Origin of the sequence: Streptomyces sp. NPDC016845 (genome assembly GCF_044332585.1) — a bacterium.
Classification (GTDB): Bacteria; Actinomycetota; Actinomycetes; order Streptomycetales; family Streptomycetaceae; genus Streptomyces.
Genome location: NZ_JBIRPI010000002.1, coordinates 838,725 through 854,506, shown reverse-complemented (window position 1 = coordinate 854,506; position 15,782 = coordinate 838,725). Strand labels below are relative to the sequence as shown.

At 72.1% G+C, this 15,782-nt stretch carries 19 protein-coding genes; 8 read left to right on the top strand and 11 right to left on the bottom strand.

What is annotated here, in order from left to right; genetic code table 11:
- Nucleotides 1–12: 12 nt before the first annotated feature.
- Both ACH4RC_RS09960 and thpD read left to right on the top strand, forming a co-directional pair.
- Complete coding sequence (locus tag ACH4RC_RS09960; protein WP_394435105.1) at nucleotides 13–417, top strand: ectoine synthase; 405 nt, start codon at nucleotides 13–15, stop codon at nucleotides 415–417.
- A 5-nt stretch (nucleotides 418–422) separates the two neighbouring features.
- Nucleotides 423–1,328 (top strand): ectoine hydroxylase, encoded by a 906-nt coding sequence (thpD, locus tag ACH4RC_RS09955; protein ID WP_398197627.1) that lies wholly within the window; start codon nucleotides 423–425, stop codon nucleotides 1,326–1,328.
- Nucleotides 1,329–1,401: 73 nt separating this feature from the next.
- Here thpD and ACH4RC_RS09950 read toward each other — a convergent pair whose 3' ends face one another.
- The 6 genes from ACH4RC_RS09950 to ACH4RC_RS09925 all read right to left on the bottom strand — a co-directional run bounded on the left by ACH4RC_RS09950 (nucleotide 1,402) and on the right by ACH4RC_RS09925 (nucleotide 7,270).
- On the bottom strand, nucleotides 1,402–2,463 hold the full coding sequence (locus ACH4RC_RS09950; protein WP_398197625.1) for a maleylpyruvate isomerase family mycothiol-dependent enzyme: 1,062 nt from the start codon (nucleotides 2,461–2,463) through the stop codon (nucleotides 1,402–1,404).
- Complete coding sequence (locus ACH4RC_RS09945) at nucleotides 2,463–3,074, bottom strand: sigma-70 family RNA polymerase sigma factor (protein WP_398197623.1); 612 nt, start codon at nucleotides 3,072–3,074, stop codon at nucleotides 2,463–2,465. Before ACH4RC_RS09945 ends, ACH4RC_RS09950 begins: the two co-directional genes overlap by 1 nt.
- Before the next feature lie 72 nt (nucleotides 3,075–3,146).
- Entirely contained in the window at nucleotides 3,147–4,262 is a 1,116-nt protein-coding gene (locus ACH4RC_RS09940; RefSeq protein WP_398197620.1) for an aminotransferase class V-fold PLP-dependent enzyme, read from the bottom strand.
- Nucleotides 4,263–4,328: 66 nt separating this feature from the next.
- Nucleotides 4,329–5,045, bottom strand: a complete 717-nt coding sequence (locus ACH4RC_RS09935) for a DsbA family oxidoreductase (RefSeq protein ID WP_398197617.1) — start codon at nucleotides 5,043–5,045, stop codon at nucleotides 4,329–4,331.
- A gap of 75 nt (nucleotides 5,046–5,120) precedes the next feature.
- On the bottom strand, nucleotides 5,121–5,732 hold the full coding sequence (locus ACH4RC_RS09930) for a DUF1349 domain-containing protein (RefSeq protein WP_398197614.1): 612 nt from the start codon (nucleotides 5,730–5,732) through the stop codon (nucleotides 5,121–5,123).
- A 5-nt stretch (nucleotides 5,733–5,737) separates the two neighbouring features.
- A complete protein-coding gene (locus tag ACH4RC_RS09925; RefSeq protein ID WP_398197612.1) occupies nucleotides 5,738–7,270 on the bottom strand; it encodes an aldehyde dehydrogenase (NADP(+)) in 1,533 nt (510 codons plus the stop codon).
- A gap of 128 nt (nucleotides 7,271–7,398) precedes the next feature.
- Between ACH4RC_RS09925 and ACH4RC_RS09920 the strand changes: the two genes are divergently transcribed.
- A complete protein-coding gene (locus ACH4RC_RS09920) occupies nucleotides 7,399–8,205 on the top strand; it encodes an IclR family transcriptional regulator (protein WP_398197610.1) in 807 nt (268 codons plus the stop codon).
- Nucleotides 8,206–8,295: 90 nt separating this feature from the next.
- Nucleotides 8,296–9,756, top strand: a complete 1,461-nt coding sequence (locus tag ACH4RC_RS09915; protein WP_398197608.1) for a peptidoglycan D,D-transpeptidase FtsI family protein — start codon at nucleotides 8,296–8,298, stop codon at nucleotides 9,754–9,756.
- 118 nt (nucleotides 9,757–9,874) lie between these two features.
- Here the strand turns inward: ACH4RC_RS09915 and ACH4RC_RS09910 are convergent, their stop codons facing one another.
- From ACH4RC_RS09910 to ACH4RC_RS09900, 3 genes are read right to left on the bottom strand one after another with little or no spacing between them, the layout of a single operon-like run.
- Entirely contained in the window at nucleotides 9,875–10,618 is a 744-nt protein-coding gene (locus tag ACH4RC_RS09910) for a hypothetical protein (RefSeq protein ID WP_398197606.1), read from the bottom strand.
- On the bottom strand, nucleotides 10,615–10,953 hold the full coding sequence (locus ACH4RC_RS09905) for a PadR family transcriptional regulator (RefSeq protein ID WP_398197604.1): 339 nt from the start codon (nucleotides 10,951–10,953) through the stop codon (nucleotides 10,615–10,617). The genes ACH4RC_RS09910 and ACH4RC_RS09905 overlap by 4 nt, the downstream gene beginning before the upstream one ends.
- Nucleotides 10,950–11,078, bottom strand: coding sequence for a hypothetical protein (locus tag ACH4RC_RS09900; RefSeq protein ID WP_398197601.1), 129 nt, complete (start codon nucleotides 11,076–11,078; stop codon nucleotides 10,950–10,952). Before ACH4RC_RS09900 ends, ACH4RC_RS09905 begins: the two co-directional genes overlap by 4 nt.
- Before the next feature lie 182 nt (nucleotides 11,079–11,260).
- Between ACH4RC_RS09900 and ACH4RC_RS09895 the strand changes: the two genes are divergently transcribed.
- From ACH4RC_RS09895 to ACH4RC_RS09885, 3 genes are read left to right on the top strand one after another with little or no spacing between them, the layout of a single operon-like run.
- Entirely contained in the window at nucleotides 11,261–11,830 is a 570-nt protein-coding gene (locus ACH4RC_RS09895) for a SigE family RNA polymerase sigma factor (protein WP_398197598.1), read from the top strand.
- Nucleotides 11,827–12,501, top strand: coding sequence for a hypothetical protein (locus ACH4RC_RS09890; protein WP_398197596.1), 675 nt, complete (start codon nucleotides 11,827–11,829; stop codon nucleotides 12,499–12,501). The genes ACH4RC_RS09895 and ACH4RC_RS09890 overlap by 4 nt, the downstream gene beginning before the upstream one ends.
- A gap of 57 nt (nucleotides 12,502–12,558) precedes the next feature.
- Entirely contained in the window at nucleotides 12,559–13,395 is an 837-nt protein-coding gene (locus ACH4RC_RS09885) for a pectate lyase (protein ID WP_398197594.1), read from the top strand.
- Nucleotides 13,396–13,445: 50 nt separating this feature from the next.
- On the opposite strand, the gene ACH4RC_RS09880 is transcribed toward ACH4RC_RS09885, so the two are convergent.
- Nucleotides 13,446–14,240 (bottom strand): HAD family acid phosphatase, encoded by a 795-nt coding sequence (locus tag ACH4RC_RS09880; RefSeq protein ID WP_398197593.1) that lies wholly within the window; start codon nucleotides 14,238–14,240, stop codon nucleotides 13,446–13,448.
- 134 nt (nucleotides 14,241–14,374) lie between these two features.
- Between ACH4RC_RS09880 and ACH4RC_RS09875 the strand changes: the two genes are divergently transcribed.
- Entirely contained in the window at nucleotides 14,375–14,614 is a 240-nt protein-coding gene (locus ACH4RC_RS09875) for a hypothetical protein (protein WP_398197590.1), read from the top strand.
- A gap of 6 nt (nucleotides 14,615–14,620) precedes the next feature.
- Here ACH4RC_RS09875 and ACH4RC_RS09870 read toward each other — a convergent pair whose 3' ends face one another.
- The gene (locus ACH4RC_RS09870; RefSeq protein ID WP_398197588.1) at nucleotides 14,621–15,715 is read right to left on the bottom strand and encodes a pectinesterase family protein; all 1,095 of its coding nucleotides are present in this window, start codon (nucleotides 15,713–15,715) and stop codon (nucleotides 14,621–14,623) included.
- Nucleotides 15,716–15,782 lie beyond the last annotated feature (67 nt).

Below are 15,782 nucleotides of genomic sequence, written 5' to 3'. Positions count from 1 at the left end.
CAGCGACACACCGTGATTGTCCGTTCGTTCAAGGAGATCGAGAACACCGACCGGCACGTGAAGTCGGCGTCCGGCACGTGGGAGACCAAGCGCATCGTCCTCGCCAAGGAGAAGGTCGGTTTCTCCCTGCACGAGACGATCCTCTACGCGGGTACCGAGACGAAGATGTGGTACAAGAACCACATCGAGGCCGTACTCTGCGTCGAGGGCGAGGCCGAGCTCACCAACGAGGAGACCGGCGAGAAGCACTGGATCGAGCCGGGCACCATGTACCTCCTGAACGGCCACGAGCACCACACGCTGCGGCCCAAGACGGACTTCCGCTGCGTATGCGTGTTCAATCCGCCCGTGACCGGGCGGGAGGACCACGACGAGCACGGCGCCTACCCGCTGCTGACCGAGGACGAGGAGGCCTGATTCTTATGACCGCCATCTCTGCGGACCACGGCATCGCCGATCTGTACCCGACCCGCGGCACCTCGGAGGTGGCCACCCCGCGCGTCGACCCGGTCGTCTGGTCGGCGCCCGGCGCCCGGGGCCCGATCCGCGAGTCCGACCTCGCGGGCTTCGAGCGGGACGGCTTCCTCGCGATCGACGAGCTGATCGGCCCGGACGAGATCGGTACCTACCAGGCCGAGCTGCAGCGGCTGATCACCGATCCGGCGGTCAAGGCCGACGAGCGCTCCATCGTCGAGCCGAAGTCGCAGGACGTGCGCTCGGTCTTCGAGGTGCACAGGATCAGCGAGGTCTTCGCGAACCTGGTCCGCGACGAGCGCGTCGTGGGGCGGGCCCGGCAGATCCTCGGCTCGGACGTCTACGTCCACCAGTCGCGGATCAACGTCAAGCCCGGTTTCGGGGCGAGCGGCTTCTACTGGCACTCGGACTTCGAGACCTGGCACGCCGAGGACGGCCTCGCGAACATGCGGACGGTGTCCGTCTCCATCGCCCTGACGGAGAACTACGACACCAACGGCGGCCTCATGATCATGCCGGGGTCGCACAAGACGTTCCTCGGCTGCGCGGGCGAGACGCCGAAGGACAACTACAAGAAGTCGCTGCAGATGCAGGACGCGGGCATCCCCTCCAACGAGGCGCTGTCCAAGTTCGCCGACGCGCACGGCATCAAGCTGTTCACCGGCAGGGCGGGCTCGGCGACCTGGTTCGACTGCAACGCCATGCACGGCTCGGGCGACAACATCACGCCCTACCCGCGCTCGAACGTCTTCATCGTGTTCAACAGCGTGGAGAACCCGGCGGTGGAGCCGTTCTCGGCGCCCGTACGCCGCCCGGAGTTCATCGGGGCGCGGGACTTCACCCCGGTGAAGTGACGCACGTACGCGCATGAGTGGGGCGGGACCGGTCACCGGTCCCGCCCCACCGGTGTGTGGGCTTACGGAAACCTCAGAGCCAGGCGAGCCGGGCCGCCCCGTCGAGGACGGCGTGTACGGCCCTGTCGTCGCCCTGGGCGGCCATGGGGACGGTGTACGGGGCGACGCGGCCGCCGATGAGGAGGCAGAAGTCGACGGCGTCCAGGGCGAGTTCGGCGCGGACCGGCTCGCCTTCCGCGCCCAGGACCCACTTCGTGGAGCGGCCCGCGTCGGTGACGGTGAGGGCGACCGGTTCGGCGGTCGTGCCGAGCGCGAGGCCGAGGATGCGGACGCCGAGCCGCACCAGGCGCCGCAGGTGGTCGGCGGGTGGCGGGGGGACGGGCCGCCCCAGGGCGCGCCCGATGTCGTCGGCGTGGATCCACGCTTCGAAGGCCCGGACCAGGAAGTGATCGGCGACGGGCAGCCGCGCGCCGACCAGCGTCGTGGGCAGCGCCGCCACTTCGGGGTCGTGCGCGGCCGGGGTGGCGAGCAGCGCGGCGGCCTGCGCGCGCCAGGTGGCGACCGTGGCCTGCGGTGAACGGGCCCGCTCGTGGGCGATGACGCGGTGGGTGCGGGTGGCCCAGGCGGTACGCCAGCCGGTGTCGTCGGGGGCCGTCGGGGTGGGCGGCGGCTCGTTGGCCGGAAGGCCCAGGTGGATGGCGAGATGCTCGTCGGCGGCGATCAGGTGGGCGATCGTGTCCCGCACGGTCCAGTCGTGGACGACGGGGGTCCGCCAGACGTCCGGGTCCGGCGCGGCGTCGGGCTCGGGGTCGAGTGCGGCGACGAGCGCCTCGAGCGCGGCGACGGCGGCGGCGTAGGGCTCGGCGTGCGGGGCGGTGCGGGGCACGGCCGGGCGGGCGACGAGGACGCGGGTCAGGATGTCGTCGCCCGCGCTGCGCGGGGCGGTGCCGAGGTTCTCCATCGGGCCGTCCAGCAGTCGTACGGTCTCTCGCAGCCGTTCCGCCTCCGCCGCGCACTCCGGGCACCGCGCGAGGTGTTCGGGGACGGCGTGCTCCTCCTCGGCGGGCAGGGCGTGGACGGCCCAGGCGCCGAGGAGGTCGCAGATCGCCGCGTGGTCGTAGGCGTCGGTCGTCATCACGCGCTCCTTTCCCTGGCCGGGTCGGGGGGGTCCGCCAGGGTTTCGGCCAGCCGGTGCAGGGCCGTGCGCAGCCGGGTCTTCGCGGTGCCCTCGGGGATGCCGAGTTCCACCGCTGCCTGACGGTACGTCCGCCCGGCGAAGTACGCCAAGTGGACCACCTGCCGTTGGGGCAGCGGGAGTTCGGCGAGGGCGGAGTGGAGCAGGAGGGCGCGTTCGCGGTCCACGACCCGCTCGTCGGGTCCCGGGTCCTGTGCCGGGATGGCGTGCAGGACCGCGTCGTCGGCGGTGACCGCCTTGCGGTGGCGGGCCTCGCTGCGCACCCAGTCGACGGCGCGGCGGTGCGCCAGCATCGTCAGCCAGGTGCGCAGGGTGCCGCGCCGCTCGTCGTAGGCGTAGGGCCGCGCCCACAGGTGGGCGAAGACCTCCTGGGCGACGTCGTCGGCGGCCCCGGTCTGGCGGGTCACCCGGACCGCGACTCCGCGCACGAGCCCGCCGTAGGTGTCGTACACCTCGGTGAGCGCGGCCTCGTCGCCGTAGACCAGCCGCCGGTGCAGCTCGGCGTCGGCCGTCGGTTCTGTCCCGTGCTTGCGGGCCACCGGCACCACCACCTCGTCCCTGCCTTCCTAGCGTCCGGCGGGCCCGCGCGCCAGGTGTGGTGGTGCGGCGGTGGCGAGGGGCGGTCAGTGGGACAGAGCGGTCAGGAGCCGGTCTACGTCCTCGGGCGTGTTGTAGAGGTGGAAGGCGGCCCTCAGATTGCCCGCGCGGGCGGCGACCTCGATGCCGTCCGTGCGCAACTCCGCCTGCCTGTGGCCGAGTCGGGGTACGGAGACGATCGGTGAGCCGGGCGACGGGACCGGCTGGTGGCCGAGGGCGGCGAGGCCCGCGCGGAAGCGGTCGGCGAGCGCCAGGTCGTGGGCGCGGACGGCGTCCGGGCCCAGCTCCTCGATCAGCGCGAGGGACTGGCGCGCCGCGGTGTACGCGAGGAGGCTCGGCGCCTCGTCGAACCGGCGCCCGGAGCGAGCGGGTCGGGTGACGGGGCCGTAGCAGCTGTCCATGGGGATCTCGCCGGAGACGTAGCCGCCGAAGACCGGGCGCAGCGCGTCCGGGTCCTCGGGGCCGACGAAGAAGGCGGTGCCGCGCGGGCAGGAGAGCCACTTGTAGCCGACGGCGCAGACGTAGTCGGCGTCCGCGGCCTGCAGCGGGAGCCAGCCCGCGGCCTGCGAGGCGTCGACGTAGAGGCGGGCGCCGTGGGCGCGGGTGGCCTCGCGCAGGGCGGCCAGGTCGGCGACGCGGCCGTCGGCGGACTGCACGGCGCTGACGGCGACGAGCGCGGTGTCGGGGCCGACGGACCCGGCGAGCGCGTCCAGCGGGACGATGCGGACCCTGAGGTCGCCCCGGACGTGGAACGGGTTGACGGTGGAGCTGAAGTCGTTCTCCGCGGTGAGGACCTCGGCGCCCGGGGGCAGCGACGCGGCGACCAGACCGCCGTAGACCGCGACGGACGCGCCGGCCGCCACCTGCGCCACCGGCGCCCCGGCTATCCGCGCGAAGGAGGCGCGGGCCGCCTCGACGTCGGCGAACAGGGCGTCGAGCGGGCGGCCCGCCGCCATGGTGTCGACGGCGATGCGCACCGCGTCGGCCGCCCGCGCGGGCAGCACCCCGGAACCGGCGGTGTTCAGGTAGGTGCTGTCCGGGTGGTACTGGGCGCGGACGAGATCGAGGTCGAGGGCGAGGGCGGGTTCCGGGGGCAGGTCCAGGGCGGGGACGCCGGGCTGGTGATCGTCGGTCGTCTGCATGACTTCACTGTGCCGGACGCCCCCGGGCGCCCGCGCCCGAATTCGATCAGCCCGGCTGGGCCGGGGTCAGCTCTGCGGGACCGCGCAGCCGTCGGGGCCGCACGCGTCGCCGCCGTCCGCGCTGTCGATCACCGTGAGCGGGGAGCGGCTGTCCCACGCCTGGGTCAGGGCCTGTGTGAAGACCTCGGCGGGCTGGGCGCCGGAGACCCCGAACTTGCGGTCGAGGACGAAGAACGGGACGCCGTTGGCGCCCAGCTCGGCGGCCTCGCGCTCGTCGGCGCGGACCTCGTCGGCGTACTTGTCCGGGTCGGCGAGGACCGCGCGGACCTCGGCCTCGTCGAGCCCGGCGTCGACAGCGAGGCGCACCACGTGCTCCTCGTCGGCGAAGACGGAGCCCTGCTCGGCGAAGTTCCCCCGGTACAGGGCGTCGATCATGGCGTTCTGGACGCCCTTCTCGTGCGCGAGGTGGAGCAGGCGGTGCAGGTCGAAGCTGTTTCCGTAGTCGCGGCCCGCGGTGAGGTAGGGCAGGCCGAGCGCCTGCGCCTGCTGCCCGAGCCCCTGCTCGTTGGCGGCGGCCTGCTCCTCGCTGATCCCGTACTTCTCGGCGATGTGCGGGACGACGAGACCGGTGTCGCCCTTGGCGATGGTGGGGTCGAGCTCGAAGGAGCGGTGCACGACCTGGACCTGGTCCTTGTGCGGGAAGGCGTCGAGGGCCTGCTCGAACCGGAACTTGCCGATGTAGCAGAACGGGCAGTTGATGTCGGTCCAGATCTCGACGCGCATGGGGTCTCTCGCTCCAGTGGATACGTACGGCGCAGGGGGAGCCCTGCGCCGTACGTCAACCGGTGCCGCCCGTGGCTAATTCCCGTCCCGCAGGTCCTTCGGCGCGCCGGAGCGCAGCTCGATGCGGTCGAAAACGACCTCGCACCCCTCCCCCGTCGGCGACTGCGCGAGGAAGCCGACCTGGGCCGCCGCCGCGGAGTGCTCGTCGCCGAGCGCGAAGACGCGGACGAAGGTCCACTTCTCGCCGTCGGTGGAGGCGTGGAAGGCGAACGCGGAGCCGGTGCGGGTGATCCGCAGCCACACGGTCGACCCCGGGACCACGAAGGAGTTCGCGTCGTCGGAGCGCCCGCGCGTGACGACCGTGCAGACCGTGGGCTCGTCCGGGGAGCGCTCGTAGCAGAGCTTGGCCCACTCCCGCTCCCCCACGTGGAGGTAGAGGACGCCCGCGTCGAACGCCGCCGCGAAACCGACCGTCACGCGGGCGATCAGCTGGAAGTCGCCCTCGGGCGGTGTGCCGAGGAGGCGCGGCGCGTCGGAGGCGGATTCGAGCGAGTCACCGGCCGGGGGCACGAAGCGGTCCTGGCGGGCGCCGGCCCGGCCGGTGAGCGCTCCGTCCGCGTACGCCCAGTGCCCCTCGGGGCCGTGGGCGTGCAGCTGGAAGGGCAGCTCGGGGAGGTTCAGTTCCATGGGCTTCAGTTCTCCAGGCGGCCGTTGTAGCGGCGCGGCAGGTCCAGCGGATTGTCGTCGCGCAGCTCCGGCGGCAGCAGCGCCTCGGGGGTCGTCTGGTACGAGACCGGGCGCAGCCAGCGCTCGATCGCGGTGGAGCCGACCGAGGTGGAGGTGGAGGTCGTCGCCGGGTACGGGCCGCCGTGGTGCTGGGCGGGGGCGACGGCGACGCCGGTCGGCCAGCCATTGACCAGGACGCGTCCGGCGAGCGGGGTCAGCTCGGCGAGGATCTCCGTGCCGCGCCCCTCACCGGCGGCCTCCTCGGCGGAGAGCTGGACGGTGGCGGTGAGGTTGCCGGGCAGGCGGGAGAGGACGGCGGTGATCTCGTCGGCGCTCTCGTAGCGGGCGACGACGGTGACCGGGCCGAAGCACTCCTCGAGGAGCAGGTCGTGCGCCCCGCCCTCGACGGCGAGCCTGGTCGCCGGGACGGTGAGGAAGCCGGGGCTGACGGTGTGCTCGCCGCCCGCGCCGGGCGTCACCGGCGCCTCGACGTCCGGGAGCTGGGCCCGCTCGGCGACGCCCGCGACGAAGTTGTCCCGCATGCGGTGGTCGAGCAGGACGCCCCCGGCGGTGTCGCTGACGGCGGCCGTGAGCGACTTGACGAGGCTGTCGCCCGCCTCGCCGCTCGGCGCGAACACCAGGCCGGGCTTGACGCAGAACTGGCCGACGCCCAGGGTCATGGAGCCCGCGAGGCCCGTACCGATCTGCTCGGGGCGCTCGGTGGCGGCCGCCTCGGTGATCACGACCGGGTTGAGGGAGCCCAGTTCGCCGTGGAACGGGATCGGCACCGGACGGGCCGCGGCGGCGTCGAAGAGCGCGCGCCCGCCGCGTACGGAACCGGTGAACCCGGCGGCCGAGACCAGCGGGTGCTTGACCAGCTCGACCCCCGCCTCGAAGCCGTGCACGAGACCGAGCACGCCCTCCGGGATGTCGTGCCGGGCGGCGGCCCGCCGGATGACGGAGGCGACCAGCTCGGAGGTGGCCGGGTGGTCGGGGTGCGACTTGACGACGACGGGGCAGCCCGCGGCGAGCGCGCTCGCGGTGTCACCGCCGGGCACGGAGAAGGCGAAGGGGAAGTTCGAGGCCGAGTAGACGGCGACGACACCCAGCGGGATCTTGTAGCGGCGCAGGTCCGGGATGGGCGGCGTGGCGGTGTCGTCCGGGTGGTCGATGACGACGCCGAGGAAGGCTCCCTCGTCGACGACGCTCGCGAACGCCCGCAACTGGAAGCTCGTGCGGGCGAGTTCACCGCCGAGCCGGACCGGTCCGAGCGCGGTCTCCGCGTCGGCGGCCTCGACCAGATGGTCCTTGGCCTCGTCCAGCAGATCGGCGGCGGTGCGCAGGAACGCGGCGCGCACGGTCCGGTCCGTCAGAGCGGAACGGGCGTCGTGGGCGGCGCGGACCGCCTGGTCCACCTCCTGGGCCGTGGCCTCGACCGCGACCTGTTCCCGCTGCTTCCCGGTTCGGGGGTCGACACTCCAGACTGGTGCTGCTGCCACGGCGAATTCCTCCAGCTTTTCCCGCGGCTCGCCGGACGAGCCACGAGAGTCGTTCGATATACTGAACGCTGTCTCTGTTGATGAACTCTACGGAGACTATTTCTCGTCGAACGAAGGGGTCAAGGGCGATGTCGGCTGGCGAGACGGGGGCCGTTGCGGGCTCCGCGGCGGGGGCCGCGCAGGGTGGCGCGCAGGTCAAGTCGGCGGTGCGCACGGTCGAACTGCTCGAGTACTTCGCGGGCCGCCCCGGCATGCACTCCCTGGCCGCCGTCCAGGAGGCGGTCGGCTACCCGAAGTCGAGCCTCTACATGCTCCTCCGCACGCTCGTCGAGCTGGGCTGGGTGGAGACGGACGCGACCGGCACGCGGTACGGGATCGGGGTGCGGGCGCTGCTCGTCGGCACCTCCTACATCGACGGCGACGAGGTCGTGGCCGCCGCCCGGCCCACGCTCGACCGGCTCTCCGACGACACCACCGAGACCATCCACCTGGCGCGGCTCGACGGCACCAACGTGGTCTACCTGGCCACCCGCCAGTCCCAGCACTACCTGCGGCCCTTCACGCGCGTGGGGCGCCGGCTGCCCGCGCACTCCACCTCGCTCGGCAAGGCGCTGCTCGCCACGTACGGCGACGAGCAGGTCCGCAAGATGCTCCCGGAGACGCTGCCCGCGCTGACCGAGCACACGATCACCGACCGCGAGAAGCTCATCGAGGAGCTGCACACGGTGCGCGAGCAGGGCTTCGCGGTGGACCGCGAGGAGAACACGCTCGGCCTGCGCTGCTTCGGCGTCGCGATCCCCTACCGGACCCCGGCGCGAGACGCGATCTCCTGCTCGGTGCCGGTGGCACGGCTCACTCCCGCGCACGAGCAGATGGTGAAGGACGCGCTGTTCGACGCGCGGGACCGCCTGACGCTGGCGACGCGCCGCCTCTGAGTCCGCCCCCGTCCGGGGTTGATGAGAGCTTTCTGAGAAAAGCGGGCTTATCGGAACGATTCGCTCCCGGCCGCTCGTCCTACCAGCGGGATGAACAAGACGATCAGGCGCGCCTCCGTCTTCAGTCTGCTGCTCGTGTTCGCTCTGCTGGTCAGGGCGACATGGGTGCAGTTCTACGACGGCAAGGCCCTCGCAGACAACGACAAGAACCGGCGGAAGACGATCGCGCAGTACGCGTATCCGCTCGGCGACATCATCGTGGGCGGAAAGGCGGTGACCGGCTCGGCGCCGACGGACGGCGGCAGCGACCTGAAGTACAAGCGGACCTACAAGGACGGCTCCCTGTACTCCGCGGTCACCGGCTTCACGTCGCAGGTGTACGGGTCCACGCAGCTGGAGGCGCTGTACCAGGACGTGCTCGACGGCACGGCGACCCGGCTGACGAACCCGCTCGACACGGTCACCGGCAAGCGCTCCGCCCCCGGCGACGTGGTCACGACCATCGACCCCGCCGTGCAGAAGGCGGCGGCGAAGGCGCTCGGCTCCACCAAGGGCGCCGCCGTCGCGATCGACCCGAAGACCGGGCGGATCCTCGGCATGGTGTCGTCGCCGTCGTACGACCCCTCGGAGATCAGCGGCTCGGGAGCGTCCGACGCCGCGGCGTGGAAGAAGCTGTCCGACGACGAGGACGTGCCGACCCTGAACCGCGCCCTGAAGCAGGCGCTGCCGCCGGGCTCGACGTTCAAGCTGGTGGTCGCGGCGGCCGCGCTGGAGAACGGGCTGTACTCGTCGGTCGACGAGAAGACCGACTCCCCGAACCCGTACCGCATGCCCGGCACCACCACGGATCTGGAGAACGAGAGCGCGAGCGCGCCCTGTGAGGACGCGTCCCTGCGCACCGCGCTCCAGTACTCCTGCAACAACGTCTTCGGCAAGATCGCCGTCGACCTCGGCCAGGACGAGGTCCGGGCCATGGCGGAGAAGTTCGGCTTCGACGACAAGAAGCAGGACGTGCCGGTGCGCGCCGCCGAGAGCGTCTACCCCTCCGGCATGGACAAGGCGCAGACCGCGCTCTCCGGCATCGGCCAGTTCGACGTCACCGCCACCCCGCTCCAGATGGCGATGGTCTCCGCGACGCTCGCCAACGGCGGCGAACAGGCGTCCCCGCACATGGTCTCCGAAGTGACGAACGCGGACGGCGACGCGGTCGAGAGCTACCCGGACTCGGAGACGGAGCGGGTCGTCAGCGAGTCGACCGCCTCGCAGCTCCGGTCGGCGATGGAGACCGTCGTCACGAAGGGCACCGGCACGAACGCGCAGATCGCGGGCGCGACCGTCGGCGGCAAGACGGGCACGGCCCAGCACGGCGAGAACAACAGCAAGACGCCCTACGCCTGGTTCACCTCGTACGCGAAGGACGACTCGACCGGTGAGGAGGTCGCCGTGGCGGTGGTCGTGGAACAGTCCGACGCGGCGCGCTCGGAGGTCAGCGGCAACGGGCTGGCCGCTCCGATCGCCAGGGCCATGATGTCGGCGGCGCTGAAGGGTTAGCCCCCGAAGGCGGGCCGGGTCGTGAGCCCGGCGTACGGCAGGCCCTCGTTGCCGGGTGCGGCTTGGTCGTGGTCGCTCGCGCAGTTCCCCGCGCTCGTGGCGGTGAACCCGCGGAGCGTCACTCGCGGCGCCGGCGGCGGACCTGCCACACCACCACCGCCCAGCCCGCCAGCAGCGGTACCGCCGCGCCGACCGACGCGCCCGTCACGAAGCCCGCGCCGGTGCTTGCCTCGCCGTCCCGTACGGACAGGGCGACCGCCGCGGTGATCAGCGCCACCGTCGCCAGCGCCAGCGTCAGCCAGAAGCGGCGGCTGAAGAAGGCGTGGCGGGTCGGGGCCGCCGGGGGCGGGGTCGTCATCTCCGCCGCCGGGCCCAGCGTCGCCGCCTTCGGGCGCTTGTACCAGCCGTAGACGGCCCACGTGCCGCACGGCTCCCAGCCCTCGACCGCGAGTTCGCGGTCCAGGGCGGCGCGGCCCCGGGTCACCAGTTCGCGGCGGTACTCCCAGCGTTGCGGCTGTTCGGGGTCCCGGTGGCTGACGAAGCGGCCGAGAGCGTCGACGCGTTCGACCTCCCAGCCCTCGTCGCCGAAGCGGTCGAGGAGCGCCTCGTCGGCGTAGGTGTCGGCGGTCCAGCGCCAGGTCTCCACGTGCTCGTCGGGTACCGCACCGTCCGGCGCCGCGCTCTCCGGCGCCAGCTGCCGGGCGAACTCCTCGACCGGGCCGAACTCGTCCTCGGGGTCCACCGGGCCGGACTCGGCCAGATGTGCCGCGAGGTCGTCGACGGTGGCGTCGACGTGGTCCGGGGGCAGCCCAGAGGCACCGAGGAGGCGGCTCAGCTCGGCCAGGTAGTCGTCGGTGGTCATCGCAGACCGCCCTTGGCCAGCATGGCCCGTACCGACGCGTCGAACTCCCGCCAGAGCGCCCCTTGTGCGGCGAGCGTGGCGCGGCCCGCGTCGGTGAGTGTGTAGTAGCGGCGGCCCGGCCCCTTCTCGGTGGCGCGGAACTCGGCCGCGACGAGACCGGCCTCCTCGAGCCGGTTGAGCACGGGGTAGAGCGTGCCGCCCTTGATCTGGCCGAAGCCTGCGCCGTCCAGCGTCTTGGCGATCTCGTAGCCGTAGCTCTCGCCGTCGGTGAGGGCGGCGAGGACGAGCAGGTCGAGCACGCCCTTGAACCAGCTGGCACGACGGTCGCCGCTCACGCGGTCCTGCCCTTCATGACGGCCGCCGGTCCGTCTCCGACGACAAGCCCGGAATCCGTGGCCCTCAGCCCCGGTGACAGCCCGTACACGGTGAGGTGCGGCGAGACGTGCGCAGTGACGGTCATGCCATGGACCGTATGGCTACCTAGTCAGTTACGCAACCTAGGTCGCCCCCCGACCCAGTTCCTGCCCCCCCTCGGATCATGTCCGAAATCTCGCACGCCCTTCGAACCGCCGTACGCAACGCTGGTACGCTCTCGCATCCCGTCGACCCGCATCGAGCCGCACAGTGAGGGGAGGGATCCGCGTGAGCACTGTCGTGGACGACGACAACTCCGCCGAGTTCCATGCCTTCTTCGAACGGCACCACGCCGAACTCGCCCGCCTCGCCCACCTCCTGACGGGCGAGCCGGACGCCGCCGACGACCTCGCGGCGGACGCGCTGCTCGCGCTCTGGCACCGCTGGGACCGGGTCAGGGATGCCGACCACCCGGTGGCGTACGCGCGTGGTGTCGTCGCCAACCTCGCCCGCACCCGGATCCGCAGCGCGGTCCGCGAGCGGCGGCGCGTGGCCCTGTTCTGGTCGGGCCGGCAGGAGCGCGCCGAGGACCCGGACGTGCCCGCCGTGGTCGACGTGCAGGGCGCGCTGCGCGAACTCCCGTTCCGCAAGCGGGCCTGCGTGGTGCTGCGGCACGCCTTCGACCTGTCGGAGAAGGACACCGCGCTCACCCTCGGCATCTCGGTGGGTACGGTGAAGAGCCAGACGTCCAAGGGCATGGCCGAGCTGGAGAAGCGGCTCGGGTCCGGCGAGCGGGAGGGCCCGGCCCCGCGCCGCGTACGGGCGATCGGGGCGACGGCGGAGGGAGGCAGGCGGTGAACGACGAAGTGCGGCGGCGGCTGCGCGAGTCCGCCGACGCGCACCACCCGGACCGGGAGCGGATGCTCGCCCGGATCGAGCGCGGCATGTCCGAGCCGCACCCGGCCCTGGGCGCACGGCGCCGCCCTGCCGTCGGGTGGGTACGGATCGCGGGCGCGGTGGCCGGGGTCGCGGGGGCCCTCGCCGTGGGCGCGTTCGCGGTCGGCGCGACACTTGGCGACGACGACGGCGGGGGCCCGCGCCAGACGGTCGCCGTGACACCCACCCCGGGCGCCAGTCGCTCCGCCGCGCAGGCCCTGTGGTCGAAGGGGACCGTCGACCCCGGCTCGAACCGGTACTGGGCGCAGAGCGACATCACCTTCAAGGCGCGCCAGCAACTCACGGACCTGACGCTGGAGTTGAGGGTCGCACAGACCGGCAAGGTCACCGACACCGGCAACTGGAGGTCGCTGCCCGCCGAGGACTTCACGGTCTCCGTCGGCGAGCGCGGCGGGTTCCTGGTGTACCGGTGGGTCCTGAAGAACGGCCGTACGGTACCGGCCGGGCAGTACGTGTTCGCCGGGCAGTACAACCACGCCGAGGGCGACCGGGACGCGGGCGGTGACTCGTACTCGGTGTGGGGCCGCACCGTGAACGGCGACCAAGTGACCGTGAGCGGAGATTTCGAGTAAGCGGAATGCCCGACGAGGAGGCGGCAACCTTTCCCCGCCACCCGGCGACCAAGGGGCATGACCAAGACAGGCACCCCCTCCCGACACAGCCACCGGCGCCGCGTCACCCGGCGCCGGGCCACCTTCGGCGGGCTCCTCGCGGTGACGCTCACCGGCGCCGCCCTCGCCACCACGGGCATGCTCAGCCCGGCCGGGGCCGCGACCGCCTGGCCGACGGCCACCGGCACCCAGGCCGTGAGCAGCAGCATCTCGGTCTCCGGCACCTACGACGGCTCGTACAAGCGGTTCTACGGCTCCGGTGACCTCGGCAGCGGCGGCCAGGACGAGGGCCAGGACCCGATCTTCAACCTGAAGGACGGCGCCACCCTCAAGAACGTCATCCTCGGCTCCCCCGCCGCCGACGGTGTGCACTGCGCGGGCAGCTGCACGCTCCAGAACGTCTGGTGGGAGGACGTGGGCGAGGACGCCGCCACGTTCAAGGGCAAGTCCACGTCGTCCGTCTACACCGTGTACGGCGGCGGCGCGAAGAAGGCGTCCGACAAGGTGTTCCAGTTCAACGGCGCGGGCAAGCTCGTCATCACCAAGTTCCAGGTGTCGGACTTCGGCAAGCTGGTCCGCTCGTGCGGCAACTGCTCGACGCAGTACAAGAACCGCAACATCATCATCAACGACGTCGACGTGACCGCCCCCGGCAAGTCGATCGTCGGCATCAACTCCAACTACGGCGACACGGCCGCCCTGCGCAACGTCCGTATCCACGGCGACAGCAGCAAGAAGATCAAGCCGTGCATCCGCTACAACGGCAACAGCACGGGTGCCGAGCCCACGGAGGTCGGCAGCGGCCCCGACGGCACGTACTGCAACTACACCGCCTCGGACCTCACGTACGACTGAGCCGTGACGGCCGGGCGCCGGTGTGCCGACGCCCGGTTCGCGGCGGTGTCTCAGCCCACGAAGTACGTCGGGTTCGGGAACTTGTACGTCTTGTCCGCGTACCCGCCGTCGAGGTCGGACTGCTGGTCGCCGAAGTTGCCGACGATGTCGTAGCCGAGCGACTCGATGTGCTTGCGGGTGCCCGACTTGTACTGCACGGTCGTGCACTTCCAGGCACCGGCGGTGGCGCAGCCGCCGAGGTAGGCGGGCGGGTTGTCGGCGTTCTTCAGGTACACGTGGCGCGCGTCGAGGTCCGTGTCGATGCCGACCTTCTTCAGGTTGGCCACGGCGGAGTCGCGCTGCGCCTCGGTGAGGCCCGAGTTGTAGAAGACCTCGACGCCCTTGCTCTTGGCGTACTCGATGAGGGCGGGGGCGCCGAAGACGGCCGGGCGGTCGGCGTCGGCCACATAGGCCGCCCAGGTGGCACTGTTGTAGACGTAGCCGGTGCGCACCTCGTAGTCGAGGCTGAGCAGCAGCGTGTCGTCGATGTCGAAGACGACCGCGGGCCTGGCGCGGTGGTGCCGCGCCTTCTGGGCCGCCTCCGCGATGTCCTTCCTGGCGCGCGCCTGGACGCGCGCCAGGTCGTCGGCGTAGGCGCTGTGGGCGTCGGCCCGCCAGGTGCCGTCGGCGTCCTGCGTGGCGCCGTAGTACGACTTGATGTCGCCGACGAGCTTGCCGATGTTGTAGGGCTCCGCCGTGGTCCCGGCGGTGGGGGCATCGGCGCCGGCCGTGCCGGTGCCGTAGAGGGCGCCGCCCGCGAGGGCGCACGCGGCGGCTGTACCCGCGACTGTGATGGACTTCCGCATGGCCCGTGTCTACGCGCATCACACAGGGCGTCGCGAGAGCAGTTATTGGATCGATACACGTATCGGTCGAACCATTGCTCAGCGATGGCGGCGGCTTGACCTGGCCTTTGAGCGGCCCGTCCTACGCTCACCCGGTGCAGCCGCAGTTCACCGTCGCCTCCTCCTCGCACGGGCAGTCGCCCGTGCTGCTCACCGTGTTCGCCGTGGGCGGCGTCATCGCCCTGTGCACCGGGCTGTGCTGGGCGTTCGACATACGCGGACTGCCCGTACGGCGTACGCGCACCGCCGGGCAGCCGCGCTTGCTCGGTGCTCTCCTCGCCCTCGCCGGTCTCGTTCTCCTCGCCATCGTGTACGCGCTGTGGCAGCTGGGCTGAGCCGTCTCAGACGCGGGGACGCCAGTCGCCGAGATACCTCGCGCGGGTGTGCTGTGCGGCCTGGGCGCGGGTGAGCTGCGGCCGGTTCGCCGGCACGGTGACGACCGCGCCCGCACCCGAGTTGCGGTACTCGGCGAACCGCTGCTCCTGCCACGGGTAGGCGTCCGACATGTTGGCGTAGGGCGCGACCGCGTCGATGCCGGGCCCCAGGTGCGTGTCCCGCACGACGAGCATCGGCCGGGCGGTCGTGTCGGAGCTCGGCACCCACGGCCGGGCGAGCTTGTAGTACGCGTCCGGCGCCGCCGAGCTGATCCGGGAGCGGCCGACCAGGTACCCCAGCGGATTGGCGGCCGCCGTGGACGGCGCGAAGACGAAGCCGTACGGGGCGCCCGCCAGGTCGGTGCGGACGAGCGTGCGGAAGTGGCAGTCCTCGAAGACGGCGGTGCCGCGTCCGAAGACGAAGTCGACGTCGCCCTCGACGTGACAGCCGCGGAAGTACTGCCGCGCGACGGTGGTGAGGGCGGGCGAGTCCGCGTACAGCGTGTCCTGGTGCCCGAGGAAACGGCAGTCGAAGAAAGCGGAACGGTCGCCCATGACCTTGAGCGCGACCGCCTGCGTCCCGGTGACGCCCGGATGGTCGGCGCGCAGCCAGTCGTTGGCGAAGGTGATTCCGCGGGCGGTGAACCCGTCAGACCGCAGCGTCACGGTCGCCGACCCGCTCGTGCCGTACGTACCGGACCCGTCGGGCTTGACCGTGCCCGCCGCGTTGTCGAACACGACGACGGTACGACGCGGATCGCGGGCGGCGCCGAGCCAGGTCATGCCGGTCGCGGTGGCGGGAACGGAGACGGTCTCTCGGTAGACACCGGGCGCGAGTACGAGGGTGTACCCGTCCCCGGCGACGGCGTCGACGGCGGCCTGGACGGTGGTGTGGTCACCGGAGCCGCGCGGGTCGACGTAGAGCGTGCGCGGGCTGAGCCGGCGCGCGGGCGATCCGTAGGCCGCGCCGCCGGCACCGAGAGCGAGAGCGCCGCCGAGACCGACTCCGGCGGCGAGGAACCGCCTGCGCTTCAAGCCGAGTTGAGGTTGCTGATCAGACATGCTTGTACTCCGGGTAGCCAGGGGCGCGGGGAACTGCGCGAGCGACCGCGACGCCCCCGCACCCGGA

What these genes read in the sequence shown, in the direction of transcription:
- ACH4RC_RS09870 (WP_398197588.1), bottom strand. Translation starts at nt 15,715, where the DNA reads ATGTCTGATCAGCAACCTCAACTCGGCTTGAAGCGCAGGCGGTTCCTC.
- ACH4RC_RS09910 (WP_398197606.1), bottom strand. Translation starts at nt 10,618, where the DNA reads ATGACCACCGACGACTACCTGGCCGAGCTGAGCCGCCTCCTCGGTGCC.
- ACH4RC_RS09940 (WP_398197620.1), bottom strand. Translation starts at nt 4,262, where the DNA reads ATGCAGACGACCGACGATCACCAGCCCGGCGTCCCCGCCCTGGACCTG.
- ACH4RC_RS09900 (WP_398197601.1), bottom strand. Translation starts at nt 11,078, where the DNA reads ATGACCGTCACTGCGCACGTCTCGCCGCACCTCACCGTGTACGGGCTG.
- ACH4RC_RS09885 (WP_398197594.1), top strand. Translation starts at nt 12,559, where the DNA reads ATGACCAAGACAGGCACCCCCTCCCGACACAGCCACCGGCGCCGCGTC.
- thpD (WP_398197627.1), top strand. Translation starts at nt 423, where the DNA reads ATGACCGCCATCTCTGCGGACCACGGCATCGCCGATCTGTACCCGACC.
- ACH4RC_RS09920 (WP_398197610.1), top strand. Translation starts at nt 7,399, where the DNA reads ATGTCGGCTGGCGAGACGGGGGCCGTTGCGGGCTCCGCGGCGGGGGCC.
- ACH4RC_RS09935 (WP_398197617.1), bottom strand. Translation starts at nt 5,045, where the DNA reads ATGCGCGTCGAGATCTGGACCGACATCAACTGCCCGTTCTGCTACATC.
- ACH4RC_RS09880 (WP_398197593.1), bottom strand. Translation starts at nt 14,240, where the DNA reads ATGCGGAAGTCCATCACAGTCGCGGGTACAGCCGCCGCGTGCGCCCTC.
- ACH4RC_RS09915 (WP_398197608.1), top strand. Translation starts at nt 8,296, where the DNA reads ATGAACAAGACGATCAGGCGCGCCTCCGTCTTCAGTCTGCTGCTCGTG.
- ACH4RC_RS09950 (WP_398197625.1), bottom strand. Translation starts at nt 2,463, where the DNA reads ATGACGACCGACGCCTACGACCACGCGGCGATCTGCGACCTCCTCGGC.
- ACH4RC_RS09930 (WP_398197614.1), bottom strand. Translation starts at nt 5,732, where the DNA reads ATGGAACTGAACCTCCCCGAGCTGCCCTTCCAGCTGCACGCCCACGGC.